The organism is Synechococcus sp. PROS-7-1 (assembly GCF_014279795.1).
Taxonomy (GTDB): Bacteria; Cyanobacteriota; Cyanobacteriia; order PCC-6307; family Cyanobiaceae; genus Synechococcus_C.
This window is the reverse complement of the sequence record NZ_CP047945.1, coordinates 561,871-575,179: the sequence shown is the minus strand read 5'-3', so window position 1 is coordinate 575,179 and position 13,309 is coordinate 561,871. Positions and strand designations below refer to the sequence as shown.

Sequence of the window (13,309 nt, the reverse complement as noted above, 5' to 3'; positions counted from 1 at the left end):
CGGGCCTGGAACAGTTTCCTTCGCTCTGCTCACTGGGCAGACCGCCAACCCTCCATGACTGTCACCTCCACTGATCCCGTTCAGGATCCTGCTGTGGAAACGGCTGAAGCCCTCGCCAACGTGCCCGAAGCAGCAGCGGAAGTTGCCGACCAGGTTGATTTCGGCACGGATGAGGATCTCAGCATCCCCGACGACATCCCCACTGCCGACGACCCGAGCAGTCGTGCAGCAAATCGGGACATGGACAACGCCGGCTTCACGCTGGATGAGTTTGCGGCCCTCCTCAGTAAGTACGACTACAACTTCAAGCCAGGCGACATCGTGAACGGCACGGTGTTTGCCCTGGAATCGAAGGGCGCCATGATCGACATCGGCGCGAAAACTGCCGCCTTCATGCCCCTTCAGGAGGTCTCGATCAACCGGGTGGAAGGGTTGAGCGATGTGCTGCAGCCAGGCGAGATTCGCGAGTTCTTCATCATGAGTGAGGAGAACGAAGATGGTCAGCTCTCACTCTCCATCCGCCGAATCGAATATCAGCGCGCTTGGGAGCGGGTTCGTCAACTCCAGAAGGAAGACGCCACGATCTACTCCGAGGTGTTTGCCACCAACCGCGGTGGTGCCTTGGTGCGTGTGGAAGGTCTGCGTGGATTCATCCCCGGATCCCACATCAGCACCAGAAAGGCCAAAGAAGAACTGGTTGCCGATTTCCTGCCACTCAAATTCCTCGAAGTCGACGAAGAGCGCAATCGCCTTGTGCTCAGCCACCGTCGCGCGCTGGTTGAGAGGAAGATGAATCGCCTGGAAGTGGGCGAAGTTGTGGTGGGAACCGTTCGGGGCATCAAGCCTTACGGCGCTTTCATCGACATCGGCGGCGTCAGCGGTCTGCTTCACATCTCGGAGATCAGCCACGAACACATTGAGACACCTCACTCGGTCCTCAATGTGAATGATCAGATGAAGGTGATGATCATCGACCTCGATGCCGAACGTGGTCGCATCTCACTGTCGACCAAAGCCCTTGAGCCTGAGCCGGGTGACATGCTCACCGATCCTCAGAAAGTGTTCGACAAGGCCGAAGAAATGGCAGCCCGTTACAAGCAAATGTTGCTTGAACAAGCCGAGGAAGGCGAAGAGCCCCTGGGCTCGATGATGATCTGAGTTGCTGAGCCCCCTTGGCTCATCTAAACCTCCGGGGCCATCGCATTGGTCCTATCGATGGGGTGCTGTTCGACAAGGACGGCACCCTTTCTCATAGCGAGCCTCAGCTCAAGATCCTGGCTGATGCACGGATCGCAGAGGCCAAGCGTCAGTTCGCAGCTCTGGGCACTTCGAGCGAAGACATCAAGGAGCTGGGAGCGCTGCTGGTTCGCACCTATGGCCGCAGCAAAGATGGAGTGCTGCCGGATGGGACCCTGGCTGTGGCTTCCAGGCAGCACAACATCCTGAGCACAGCCACGGTGCTCGCACAAATGGCTCTGGGTTGGCCCAAGGCCCTGCTAATGGCAGAAGACATCTTTGATCGTGTCGATGTTCAGTGGCAGGCACTGCATCCCAGAGGGCATTCCGTCTCCATGTTGCCGGCAGCCTCCACCATGCTTCGATCGCTGAAGGACGCCGGTGTGATCTGTGCAGTGATCAGCAATGACACCACCGATGGCATTCAAGCTTTTCTGAGACATCACAATCTCACCGACATGTTTGCGGCGGTATGGAGTGCTGACTGCTTGCCCTGCAAACCAGATCCCGCAGCAGTTCACGCCCTGTGTTCACAATTGAACCTATCGGTCGATCGCTGCGCTCTCATCGGCGATGCCGACACCGATCTGTTGATGGCCAAGCGTGCGGGGATCGGAGCCGCCATTGGCTACGTAGCAGGTTGGCATCGATCCCCTGATCTCACGGCTCATGACCATCTGATTCATCACTGGCAAGACCTCACCGTGGTCCAGCCATGAGGACGACCATGATCCGGGAACTCCACGCTTTACAGTCCGACGAATTCACCAGCCCGGTATGAGTCGCTACGTCTTCACCTCCGAATCGGTCACAGAAGGGCATCCCGACAAAATCTGTGACCAGGTGAGTGACGCCGTTCTCGACGCCCTGCTGGCCCAAGACAGCAGCAGCCGAGTGGCGTGTGAAACGGTGGTCAATACCGGGCTTTGCATGATCACGGGTGAAGTGACCTCCAAAGCCCAGGTTGACTTCATCCACCTCGTTCGTGATGTCATTCGAGAGATCGGTTACAGCGGTGCCAGGGCCGGTGGATTCGATGCCAACAGCTGTGCCGTTCTCGTCGCACTCGATCAACAGTCTCCCGACATTGCCCAAGGTGTTGATGAAGCCGACGACCACGAGGGAGATCCTCTCGACAAGGTCGGCGCGGGCGATCAGGGAATCATGTTCGGCTACGCCTGCAACGAAACCCCAGAGCTGATGCCGTTGCCCATCAGCCTGGCGCACCGACTGTCCCGTCGGTTGGCCGAGGTGCGTCACAACGGCACCCTGGATTATCTGCTTCCAGACGGCAAAACCCAGGTGAGCGTGGTCTACGAGAACGACAAACCCGTTGCCATCGACACCATTTTGATCTCAACGCAGCACACCGCTGAGGTGGCTGGAATGACTGATGAACAGCAAGTTCGTGAACGCATCAGCGACGACCTCTGGACCCATGTGGTGGAACCTGCAACGGCCGATCTTCCGCTGAAGCCTTCGAAAGACTCCACGCGCTACTTGGTGAATCCCACAGGCAAGTTCGTGGTGGGAGGCCCCCAGGGTGACGCTGGACTCACAGGTCGAAAAATCATTGTGGACACCTACGGGGGTTATGCCCGTCACGGCGGTGGTGCCTTCTCTGGAAAAGACCCCACAAAAGTGGACCGTTCGGCAGCTTATGCAGCCCGCTACGTGGCCAAATGCCTTGTGGCTGCAGGACTTGCTCAACGCGCTGAGGTGCAGCTTAGCTATGCCATCGGGGTGGCCAAGCCGGTCTCGATCCTGGTGGAGTCCTTCGGAACCGGCAAAGTTTCGAATGCTGAACTCACCGAATTGGTGCAACAGCACTTTGATCTGCGTCCTGGAGCCATCATCCAGCAGTTCAAATTGCGTGAGATGCCCTCGTTGAGCGGAGGACGTTTCTACCGCGACACCGCTGCCTATGGCCACTTCGGCCGTCCCGACCTGAAGCTGCCCTGGGAAGATGTCGAGAGCAAAGCATCAAGCCTTCTTCAGGCTGAAGCCAGCCGTCTTCAACAGGGCAACACCCTCTGATCACAGGCGTTAACACCATGGCGAACACGCCGCTTGCCCTCGGCATCGACCTGGGAACAAGTGGTGTGCGGATCGCCGTGATCGATACCAGCCGGTCGCTGCTGTTCAGCGCCGCGACCGGCTACCGCCAGGGTCTGCATGCACCGTCTGACTGGATTCGGGCTCTCGAAGAACTCATCCCATCCATCCCCGCGCCGCTCCGCAGGCAACTGGGGGCTCTCGCTGTGGATGGGACCTCCGGCACGCTGCTCGCCTGCACCCATCAGGGGAATCCCCTTGGCGATGCACTGCCTTACCACCAGGCCTGTCCAGAACAGATCGAGCGCGTGCGTGATCTGATCACCGAGGACGGTCCTGCCTGCAGCGCAAGTGGCAGCTTGGCCCGTGCCCTGAGGTTGCTGCAACAACATCCGCAGCCTGTTTTGCTGAGACACCAGGCCGATTGGGTGCATGGGTGGCTTCTTCAGGACTGGCGCTGGGGAGAAGAAGGCAACAACATCAGACTGGGCTGGCTTTTGCAACGCCAGTGCTGGCCGGAAAGTTTTCACGGAGAAGCGTGGATGGCGTCGTTGCCCGACATCCGCCCCAGCGGATCGCCTCTGGGAACGCTTTCAAGGCAGCGCTCCAGAGACCTCGGCCTACCCGATGACCTGATCGTGGTCGCCGGCACCACGGATGCCAACGCCGCGGTGCTGACGGCAGACGCGGCAGACGATGAGGGCATCACCGTGCTTGGAAGCACCCTCGTCATCAAGCGCTTCATAGATGAGCCACTCAGGCCTGGAGCCGGCACCTCCACCCATCGGGTGGGTGGCCGATGGCTTGGAGGAGGAGCGTCGAACAGCGGAGGAGCCGTGCTCCGTCAGGTATTCCCAGGCATCGACTTAACAGAACTGAGCCGTCAGATCGATCCCGAAAGGTCGAGCGGGCTCGATCTACGACCGCTGGCCTGCCGGGGAGAGCGCTTCCCCGTGGATGATCCGCATCAGGAACCCGTGCTCACGCCTCGTCCCGTCAGTGATGCGCTCTATCTCCACGGACTGCTCGAAGGGCTCAGCAAAATCGAACGGGATGGCTGGCAACGCTTGCAGCAACTCGGAGCTCCGGCACCCAAAAAGCTCGTGACCTTGGGAGGTGGCGCCAGAAACCCGCAATGGCGACGACTGCGCGAGCGAATGCTGGGACTGCCGATTCGGAGCTGCACCACTCCCCCGGCTGCAGGAGTCGCCCGTCTGGCGCTAACCGCTCTGCAACAAAAGTCCCCTGCGGCGAACCATTCCGAGTGAGAATCGGTTGAGCTTCTCTGAACCCTTGCCCAACCGACTACGTGACGTCCTGGCTGTGGGTCTGTTCCTGGTTCTGGCGGGCTATGTGGGGTTCAGCGGCTTCCGCCTGGCGCTGTTGCTTTGGCAGCGCTTCGGTTGAAACACCTTGACCGCTCTTGATCCCCATGGCTGCCGACCCTCTCACCCCTGAAGTCAGCGACCGCATCTGCCGTCATATGAATGACGACCACAGCGATGCAGTACTGCGCTATGCCCACCATTACGGCGGGGTTTCATCCGCAACAGCGGCAACGATGAAAGAGGTCACAGCTGAGGCGATGACCTTGGACGTGAACAACCAGGCCGTGCGCATCCCCTTCGACCATGTGCTCACTGACAGCGAAGATGCGCACAGAACCATGGTGGCCATGCTTCGGGCCATGCCAGCGCCTATGACCGGAGGGGAATCCTGAGAACAGCGCTGAAGAGCATGCATTGCTGATTCTCCTCAAGGATTGCCTGAAGGATCTGCTCACCACGGCCTGCTGCCCCAACTGCAAAAGGGAGATTGAACGTTGTCCTCAACAGGGACCGTTCTGCCGAGCGTGCTGGCAACACGTCGCTCTTCCTGCGCGAGGTTTGCAGGGCATCCATCCCTACCGCTGGAGGGCGGCGGGTTGGTACGACGGAGAGCTACGGAAACTCATTCTGAAGCTGAGGCGCCATCCGGACCCCCGTCTTCTGCGAGCACTCACCGAAGGCCTCGGTGCAACGCTGCCAAACGATGCCGTTCTGGTTCCCATTCCCGGCTGGAAAACCGAATCAAGAAGCAATCCACTGCCCTTGATGATCTGTCGGTCCCTGCAGCGGACCACCCGAGCGCTACTGAAACGGTCACGGCCGACCGTCGGCCAGCACCATCTCAACCGCCAGCAGAGGATGGCGAATCAACAGGGAAGCTTTGCTGTAGAACCAGGGATGCCGGTCTCCCAAGCTTGTCCTGGCACCAGGGAAAGAGCGCCAGAACTCTGGCTTGTGGATGACATCCTCACCAGCGGAGCCACGGCCCAGGCTGCCATGAACACCCTGAACGAGTGCAAAATGATCGTGAGCGGTGTGATCTGCCTCGGCAGAACGCCCCTGGGACGCACACGGTGATTTAAGATCTCCATGTCGCGTAGACAACGCGCCGGGATAGCTCAGTTGGTAGAGCAGGCGACTGAAAATCGCCGTGTCCCCAGTTCAAATCTGGGTCCTGGCATTCCGCCAATCGTTCGTTGATACGTTTTCCTGTCAATGACGATCGTCAGTTCAACAATGCCGACGGCTTTGCTATGGCATTCGATCCTGCATGGAAAGAATGCCATAGCAAAGGGTTGCTTTCTGGGCTCGATCTTGATGAGCAAATTGAAACGGTGATCAAAACCTTCGATGATCATCCATTCATCCAGTCCAGCCCCCAACAGGCACGGCAGGTCGCCAGATTTCGCGTGAGGTTGCTTGATCTTGAAGGCTGAATCAGGGGCTTGATCGCCTAAGCACTGAGCAGATCAATCTGTTCTTGATCAACAGCTGAATCTTCAACGTTTTCTTCGACTGCAGGGTCTATCTCTGCATGATCCATCTCTGCATGGTCCATCTGGGGATCATCCACATACACCGTTTCGTCGACCGGCTCTTCGGAAGCCTCAACAAGCCGAAGATCAGGTGCGGAAGGCTCCTCTGTCAGCAGCCCATGCAGATGACGCAGTCGGTCACTGCTCTTGGTGAGCAGCTGTTGACTCTCCTCGTCATTGACAGATGGATGGTCAACCTCCTCCTCGAGCTGCTGGATTCTCTGTTCCAGCGACAGCAACCGAAGCGTGAGTGACTCTGCAATCTCACTCACGGCATGGAGCTGTCGACTGAGCTGCTGCACCGTGGCCAAGGAGGCATCACCAGAGGTCATAAGGAGTAAGGACAATGCATTCTCCGCGGATCGTATCGATCGTGAAGATGTTGTCCAGCAAGGAGATCTCAACCAGCAGGATGGGGAAAGAAGCTGTGATCGACACCACGATGAATGAGGCCCTCATCCGGTTGATCCGAAGCCTCAGCGCCAGCTTCAGCAACCAAGAGCAAGCGTTTGAAAACCCGCCTCTTTACGGCAACATTTTGGTGCGGCTACGTCCTCTGCCCCAGCTGGATCCGGGCTCTCTCTTGCTCGAGCAGGCCTACGCCATCGCCTCCAACGAGCCCTACCGAGTTCGGGTGCTGCAACCGACCATCTGCCCGACGCGTGGCCTATTGATCCTGAACTACGCGATCCGCGACGACCAGCGCTTCTGGGGCAGCGTTGAAGACCCACAGCGACGCAGCCTGCTCACGGCAGCCGATCTCACATTGCTAGAGGGGTGCTCATACCAAGTGCAAGAAACGGATGAGGGGTTCCGTGGCGAGGTTGAACCTGGATGCCGTTGCCTGGTCACCCGTCGGGGGAAAACCTCGTATCTCGTGAGCAGCTTTGAGCTCACGGATGACGGGATGAGCACCATCGACCGGGGGTACGACCCGGCGACACACGAGCATCTATGGGGATCGATCGCAGGTGCGTTCCAGTTCAAACGCACGGACGATCACAGCGCTGAGATTCCTGATCAATGGGTCACTGATCTCAAGAACAGCGGCGGTACTGTGATGGGCAATGGGGAGGACAGGTGACGCAATCGTCTGAAGCCATCATCCGTTCGCTCACGTCGAAGCTGGCTCCAGACATGGAGCTTCGCCTATCCATCGGTGACGGCGTTCTGCGCATCAATGTGAAGCCGGACGATCGAACGCTCTGGCAAGACACACTTCTGACGATCACTGATCCCGGCAACATTCTTCTGGCATGTGAGAGCAGCTCCTGCGCCCTGGAGGACACAAAGCTGACCTGGGTTGTCGGGGCTGCAATTCGCGACACCTCGATCAACCAAGCTGGAGCCATCGTGAACCTGCTCCAGACACTCGGGGTGGCATCACACCTGGCTGAAGCGGTACCGAAGCACTGCCCAGGCCTTGCGGAGGAGATGACCTGGGCGTTCTATCTCGAACGCCATGGCTGGCTGACGGCGTGCCCCGTATTGCCTCAACGACCTCTGGATTGTCAGGGCCATGACAGCCGCAAGCTCTGACCCAATCAAAGCCTGAGTCCAGCGAGCCAAGGCGTGCGGACTCGATCAACCCCCTCCAGCCCCAAAACACTCCGCCAAGTCATGGCAGGGGCTGATGCCTACTAAGGAGATTGCGTCCATGTCTTGCCGGTCAGCCTTGACGGAGAAGGCTCTGCACATCGATCCGACAGGAGTCACTGCCTGGGCCGCGTGATGAAAGACCTCAGCTCAAGCAGCCAAGGAGAAGCATTAAGGGCAACTCTTGGGCACAGCAGCCACACGATTCTCAATGTGATGAAGAGAAGCGAAGGCGCCGCCACAGAACCGATCCGAAGGCTGAAAATCCTCATGCGTAGTTAAGCATTTCTACTGATGGCACTTCCACTCCTGAAGTACCCGTTGACGAGCCAAAACCAACGCGTCAGCGATCAGGGTGGACTGACGTCCGAACTCAACCGGGCAACCTTTCCCAGCCGCGGCGATCGCAGCGCTCAGATCGAAAAGGCTTACCAGCAAATCTTCTTCCATGCCATGAAGTGCGACCGGGACGTGAACCTGGAGTCACAGTTCCTGGACGGCGGCATCACCACCCGTGACTTCATCCGCGGCCTGCTGCTTTCGAGGAGGTTCCAGGAAGGTTATGTCTCCTGCAACAACAACTACCGACTCGTCGATCAGGTCGTGGGACGCGTGCTTGGGCGTCCGGTTCACGGCCAAAACGAGCGGATCAGTTGGTCAATTGTGATCGCTGAAAAAGGTTTTAGCGGTTTTGTAGATGCTGTCTTGGACAGCACTGAATATCTCAATGCCTTTGGGTATGACGACGTACCAAGCCATCGATCACGGGTGATTCCTGGCGCTCCTCGCGGAGAGATGCCGATCTACCAGCGCTTCCCTCGCTACGGCAGCGAGCACAGGGACATGATCTGGGAGCAGAAGCTGCAAACGAAGGCTGCACCCAACCAGCGTCCCGCCTGGATGCAGACGCCACCGGCGTGGGCCAAGACTTTCTGGTTGGGCCTGGCCTTGGTCGGCAGTGTGGAAATCCTGCGAATCCTCCTGATCGTGGCAGGCTCGATGCTCAGCACCCGTTGACCCCCTTGGATTCCAAGCTGCAGCTGGCCCACTGGCTTCCGCCTGAACGAACACGACCTGAAACCCTCTCGGGCCCTCTTAAAGATGCCCGGGGGGCGGATTGGAGCGGCCTCGTCCTCGGCTCCATCGATCTGAGTGGCGCGCTTCTCTGTCGCGTCGATCTCAGGGGCAGTGATCTGAGCTCCTGTGTTCTGGAGGGAGCCGATCTGCGCTTGGCGCGGTACGACAGCAAGACGGTGTTCCCCGAGGGCTTTGAGATCCGCAGCACCGGTGCAGTTGGACCTGGTGCTCGCCTCAACGGTGCCTTCCTGAATGGAGCCAACCTCAGAGACATGGACCTCAGAGGCACCAATCTGATGGGCGCTTATCTCAGTGGAGCCGACCTAAGCGGTTGCCTCCTGGACCAGGTGCGACTGGTGGGAGCGGATCTGCGCCACGCCGTGCTTCGAGGTGCCCGATGCCGTGGCACCCGATTCGGAAGCTGTCAGCTTGACTTTGCCGACTTCCGCGGAGCCGACCTCACGGATGCGGGGCTTGAAGGGGTGGAGTCCATCCGAGGCGCCGATTTCTCCTTAACAACAGGCCTCGACCCCCTGAGGAGCCAACTGCTCAGCAGGCCCATTCAGGAGGTTGACTGCTGGAATCCGTTGACACGGCAAAGCACGAGGGCGTCCCTCGACGCAGCGGCCGTCAACCCTTAAGAGTGATTCAGCACTTACCAGCAGAGCAGGTCGCTGTCAAAAAAACGCAGTGTCACGCAACACTCAAACACAATTGATTGAGCTTTATTGCGAAACACGCCCGCATCCCTGATCACATCTGAGCATGGCAGCGAGTTGTCATCCGCTGTTTATGCCCTTCGGTCCTGCCTCACTCCTCGGGGTTGAGCGTTTCTCTCAGGAAAGCGAAGCTCCCCTCGAGCTGATCCCCGGAGATGACGACGCCAAGAAAGAACAGATCATCAATGCGGTGTACAAGCAGGTGCTTGGCAACGCCTACGTGATGGAGAGCGAGCGTCAGCTCGTGGCTGAATCCCAGTTCAAGCTCGGCGAAATCAGCGTGCGTGAGTTCGTGCGCATGGTTGCCAAGAGCGAGCTGTACCGCGGTCGTTTCTTCGACACCTGCGCCCGCTACCGCTACATCGAGCTGGCCTTCCGCCACCTGCTGGGACGCGCGCCCGTCGACTTCGATGAAATGCGTGCCCACGCCGAGCGTCTGGACAGCAAGGGCTACGACGCCGACATCGACAGCTTCCTCGATTCGGACGACTACCAGAACACCTTTGGTGAGTGGACGGTGCCTTACCAGCGCGGCTGGAAGACCGAAAGCTGCACCACCATGCAGGAGTTCACCTGGAGCTTCCAGCTGCTGCGGGGCAACAGCAGCAGCAGCCTGAAAGGCGATCTCTCCGGCATCACCAGCAAGCTGGGCGGCAACGCTTACCAAAACCGCCCCATGGCGGTGGTCCCCCCCTCCTCCAGCGAAACCCAGGGCTGGAGCTTCCGCCCCTCCAAGAACCTGCAGGACGCCGCCACCCGCCTGGGTAGCGGCGCTGGCGATCAGGGCAAGACCTTCCGCGTGGAAGTCACTGGCTACAGCGCCAACAACGTGCGACGCATCTCCCGCTACACCCGCTCCAACCGGGTGTACTACGTGCCCTTCGACAAGCTCTCCGAGCAGTTCAAGCGCATCCATGCCGAGGGCGGCACGATCGCCAGCATCACCCCCGCGAACTGAGGCACACCCTCAGTCCTGCTCCCACAGCAGAAGCTTCCGACTGGTGAGACCAGCCAGAAGCTTCTGGGAGTCACGCCTGCTTTCCCAAACAAGGCTCTCCAACACCAATTCTCCCATGTCTTCCAACAGCTCTAACGCCCTTGGCTTCGGCGCCACCCAACTGATCCCCGGCCCCGTCTCCTACTCCCGCACCCGCACTCCCTCCGGCAGTGCAGCCGTAAGCAACGGCGACTTCCGCAATCAGGGCACCAAGGCTTCCGTCGATTTCTTCGCAGCAGACGACGAAACTGCATTTGCCGCCACCGTGCGGGCTGCCTACCGCCAAGTGTTTGGCAACGTGCAACCCATGGAAAGCGAGCGTGCCACCAGCGCCGAATCCATGCTCCGCAACGGTGACATCAGTGTGCGTGAGTTCATCCGCACCATCGCCAAATCAGAGTTTTACCGGTCCCGCTACTTCGAGGCGGTTGGCCCCCACCGTGCTGTTGAACTGAGCTTCAAGCATCTGCTGGGCCGCGGTCCTGTCAACGAAGCGGAAATCACCGCCCAGGTGACCCTGATGGCCAACGGTGGTTTCGAGGCCGCCATCGACGGGATCCTGGATTCCGACGAGTACATCCAAACCTTCGGGGAAGACACCGTTCCCTACCCGAGCAGCTTCAACAGCCAGGCCGGTCAGCCCCAGGCCAGCTTCAACCGCATTGCCGCACTCGAGCAGAATTTTGCCGGCAGCGACACGGCCATCGGAAGCCGCAGTCAGCTGCTGAGCAACCTGGCCCAGGGCTACAGCATCCGCATCAATCCCCCTGCTCAGGTGTATCGCAGCGGTTCGGTTGCTGGTGGTTTCAGCGGCACCGGCAGCGCACGCGGTGTCTTTGCACCGGTGAAGCGCAGCACCGCTGATGGTGGTGACAGCGCACCGATGCGTGGAGACCTCTACGTCGGTTTTGGCCTTGGCCAGCGGGTTCAAGAAATCTTCGAACGCTGCGAGGGCGACTCCGCCGATCAGATCAACGCCCTGATCCGCTCCACGTACCGCCAGGTGATGGGCAACCCACACCTGATGGAAAGCGAGCGCAGCCTCACCGCTGAAAGCAAATTCGCTGAGGGCACCCTGAGCACCCGTGAATTTGTGCGTGCCATCGCCCTTTCGTCTGAATACAGCCGTCGCTTCTTCGAGAGCAACGCCCCCTACCGTTTCGTTGAGCTCAACTTCAAACACCTCCTGGGACGCGCACCCGTGTCTCAAGCTGAGGTGAGCGAGCACATCCAGCGCCTGGCCAACGAAGGCTACGAAGCTGAAATCAACAGCTACCTCGATGGCAGCGAGTATCAGGAAGCCTTTGGGGAGTACACGATTCCCTATCAGCGCGTGAGCACCGAGAACGGTCGCTCCCAGGTGGCCTTCAACCGCAACCTTGCCCTGTCTCAGGGTTACGCCTCCAGCGACACCGTTCAGTCGAGCTCCACCCTTGTGACCTCGGTTGCAACGAACAGCTCGCCCAACAACTGGAACAGCACCACCCAGCGCATCAACCGCGTCGGCGCTGCATCCGGCACAACCGAGCCCACCGGCAAGCGCTACCGGATCGTGGTTCAAGCCCAGCCGGCGGGTGGCCGTCAGCGCACGCCGAATGCCAGCTATCTCGTTTCGGGCAAAGACATGACATCCCAGCTGGGCTACATCCACCGCCGCGGTGGCCGGATCGTGTCGATCACCGAAGTGATCTGATCACTGTTCATCAACCCTTTCCTGCCCCCGTCCCCCCCTTCGATTGATGACTGAAGCCACCGTGAACACCGCGAATTCCGACCTGCGCCAAGCCCAGGCCCAGGCCGTGATCCGTGCGGCTTACCGCCAGGTGTTCGGCAACGCCCACCTGATGGACGAAGAGCGCTGCAGCTCTGCCGAAAGCCTCTACATGAATGGCGACCTCAACGTTCAGGGCCTAGTGACCGCCTTTGCCCAGTCGGACACCTACCGCCGTCTGTTCCTGGACAAGAACGGTCCCTACCGCTTCGTTGAGCTCAACTTCAAGCATCTGCTTGGTCGTGCCCCCCACAACCAAGCCGAGCTCAGTGAGCACGTTCAGCGCCTCGCCAACGAGGGTTATGAAGCTGAAATCAACAGCTACACCTACAGCAACGAATACCTCAACGCCTTCGGTGTCGACGATGTTCCGGCGATGCGCGGCAACAGCAGCCAATTGGGTCAGAGCAATGTGAGCTACACCCGCTCCGTGGCAATGGACTCCGGCTTCGCAGGCTTTGACGGCAGTAATTCCTCCATCCTGCTCTCGAGCATCGGCACCAATGCTGCCCCTGCTGCCGGTCCCAAGACCCCCGGCCCCGGCAACCGGGACAGCAAGCGTTACACCATCACCTGGACCACGGCATCCCCTGTGGGTGTGCGTCGCCGCTCGGTGCAACGCACCTCGGCTCCCTACAGCTCCCTCACCACGAGCATCCAGGCCATTCAGAAGCGTGGTGGTCGCATTCTTTCTATTGCGAACACTTAATCCTTGAGGCCTTCAGCCCCAACAGGCCCGCAATTCATTGCATGATCAAGCCCGGAAGCCAAGCTTCCGGGCTTTTTTAGTTCTGTCCGGGTCACGACGACCCACCCTCGATTGGTCCTATGCCCCTACTTCGTCAAAGCAACCCCAACGAACGGCCGGGCCAAACCAACGGGCCATCCACCGCCAGCGTGCCGATGGCGATGGCGATGATGGTGGAATCCATGGTGCACATGGTGCAAACAGCGCGCACCGATTCCAGTGCGAACACGGAAATCAAGGGCTGATT

16 protein-coding genes and 1 tRNA gene are annotated in these 13,309 nt (G+C 59.4%); 16 read left to right on the top strand and 1 reads right to left on the bottom strand.

From position 1 onward, the window contains the following. Positions 1–54: 54 nt before the first annotated feature. The 8 genes from SynPROS71_RS02925 to SynPROS71_RS02890 all read left to right on the top strand — a co-directional run bounded on the left by SynPROS71_RS02925 (position 55) and on the right by SynPROS71_RS02890 (position 6,055). Positions 55–1,158: a 30S ribosomal protein S1 gene (locus SynPROS71_RS02925; RefSeq protein WP_186596507.1), complete on the top strand. Its 1,104-nt coding sequence runs from the start codon at positions 55–57 to the stop codon at positions 1,156–1,158. Positions 1,159–1,172: 14 nt separating this feature from the next. Continuing rightward, entirely contained in the window at positions 1,173–1,955 is a 783-nt protein-coding gene (locus tag SynPROS71_RS02920) for an HAD family hydrolase (RefSeq protein ID WP_186596505.1), read from the top strand. Positions 1,956–2,013: 58 nt separating this feature from the next. Then, entirely contained in the window at positions 2,014–3,273 is a 1,260-nt protein-coding gene (gene metK, locus SynPROS71_RS02915) for a methionine adenosyltransferase (RefSeq protein ID WP_186596504.1), read from the top strand. Between the two features lie 17 nt (positions 3,274–3,290). Next, complete coding sequence (locus SynPROS71_RS02910) at positions 3,291–4,559, top strand: FGGY-family carbohydrate kinase (protein ID WP_186596503.1); 1,269 nt, start codon at positions 3,291–3,293, stop codon at positions 4,557–4,559. A gap of 164 nt (positions 4,560–4,723) precedes the next feature. Continuing rightward, the gene (locus SynPROS71_RS02905) at positions 4,724–5,011 is read left to right on the top strand and encodes a DUF2470 domain-containing protein (protein ID WP_186596502.1); all 288 of its coding nucleotides are present in this window, start codon (positions 4,724–4,726) and stop codon (positions 5,009–5,011) included. Positions 5,012–5,033: 22 nt separating this feature from the next. Continuing rightward, a complete protein-coding gene (locus SynPROS71_RS02900; protein ID WP_186596501.1) occupies positions 5,034–5,696 on the top strand; it encodes a ComF family protein in 663 nt (220 codons plus the stop codon). Between the two features lie 30 nt (positions 5,697–5,726). Then, a tRNA-Phe gene (locus SynPROS71_RS02895) sits at positions 5,727–5,799 on the top strand. Between the two features lie 16 nt (positions 5,800–5,815). Continuing rightward, on the top strand, positions 5,816–6,055 hold the full coding sequence (locus SynPROS71_RS02890) for a hypothetical protein (protein WP_186596500.1): 240 nt from the start codon (positions 5,816–5,818) through the stop codon (positions 6,053–6,055). Between the two features lie 17 nt (positions 6,056–6,072). Here SynPROS71_RS02890 and SynPROS71_RS02885 read toward each other — a convergent pair whose 3' ends face one another. Continuing rightward, complete coding sequence (locus SynPROS71_RS02885) at positions 6,073–6,501, bottom strand: hypothetical protein (RefSeq protein ID WP_255442314.1); 429 nt, start codon at positions 6,499–6,501, stop codon at positions 6,073–6,075. Positions 6,502–6,566: 65 nt separating this feature from the next. Here SynPROS71_RS02885 and SynPROS71_RS02880 point away from each other — a divergent pair, with 65 nt between their 5' ends. From SynPROS71_RS02880 to SynPROS71_RS02845, 8 genes are all read left to right on the top strand, one after another. After that, entirely contained in the window at positions 6,567–7,238 is a 672-nt protein-coding gene (locus tag SynPROS71_RS02880; protein ID WP_370586849.1) for a chromophore lyase CpcT/CpeT, read from the top strand. After that, positions 7,235–7,693, top strand: coding sequence for a hypothetical protein (locus SynPROS71_RS02875; protein WP_186596499.1), 459 nt, complete (start codon positions 7,235–7,237; stop codon positions 7,691–7,693). Before SynPROS71_RS02880 ends, SynPROS71_RS02875 begins: the two co-directional genes overlap by 4 nt. Positions 7,694–8,044: 351 nt before the next feature. Then, positions 8,045–8,767: a phycobilisome rod-core linker polypeptide gene (locus tag SynPROS71_RS02870; RefSeq protein ID WP_186596498.1), complete on the top strand. Its 723-nt coding sequence runs from the start codon at positions 8,045–8,047 to the stop codon at positions 8,765–8,767. Next, positions 8,764–9,468: a pentapeptide repeat-containing protein gene (locus tag SynPROS71_RS02865; protein ID WP_186596497.1), complete on the top strand. Its 705-nt coding sequence runs from the start codon at positions 8,764–8,766 to the stop codon at positions 9,466–9,468. Before SynPROS71_RS02870 ends, SynPROS71_RS02865 begins: the two co-directional genes overlap by 4 nt. 151 nt (positions 9,469–9,619) lie before the next feature. Continuing rightward, positions 9,620–10,504, top strand: a complete 885-nt coding sequence (locus SynPROS71_RS02860) for a phycobilisome linker polypeptide (protein ID WP_186596495.1) — start codon at positions 9,620–9,622, stop codon at positions 10,502–10,504. Positions 10,505–10,619: 115 nt separating this feature from the next. After that, positions 10,620–12,236, top strand: a complete 1,617-nt coding sequence (locus SynPROS71_RS02855) for a phycobilisome rod-core linker polypeptide (RefSeq protein WP_186596494.1) — start codon at positions 10,620–10,622, stop codon at positions 12,234–12,236. Positions 12,237–12,282: 46 nt separating this feature from the next. After that, positions 12,283–13,023: a phycobilisome rod-core linker polypeptide gene (locus tag SynPROS71_RS02850; RefSeq protein ID WP_186596492.1), complete on the top strand. Its 741-nt coding sequence runs from the start codon at positions 12,283–12,285 to the stop codon at positions 13,021–13,023. A gap of 119 nt (positions 13,024–13,142) precedes the next feature. Continuing rightward, positions 13,143–13,307 (top strand): hypothetical protein, encoded by a 165-nt coding sequence (locus tag SynPROS71_RS02845; protein WP_006042142.1) that lies wholly within the window; start codon positions 13,143–13,145, stop codon positions 13,305–13,307. The last annotated feature ends 2 nt before the right edge of the window (positions 13,308–13,309 follow it).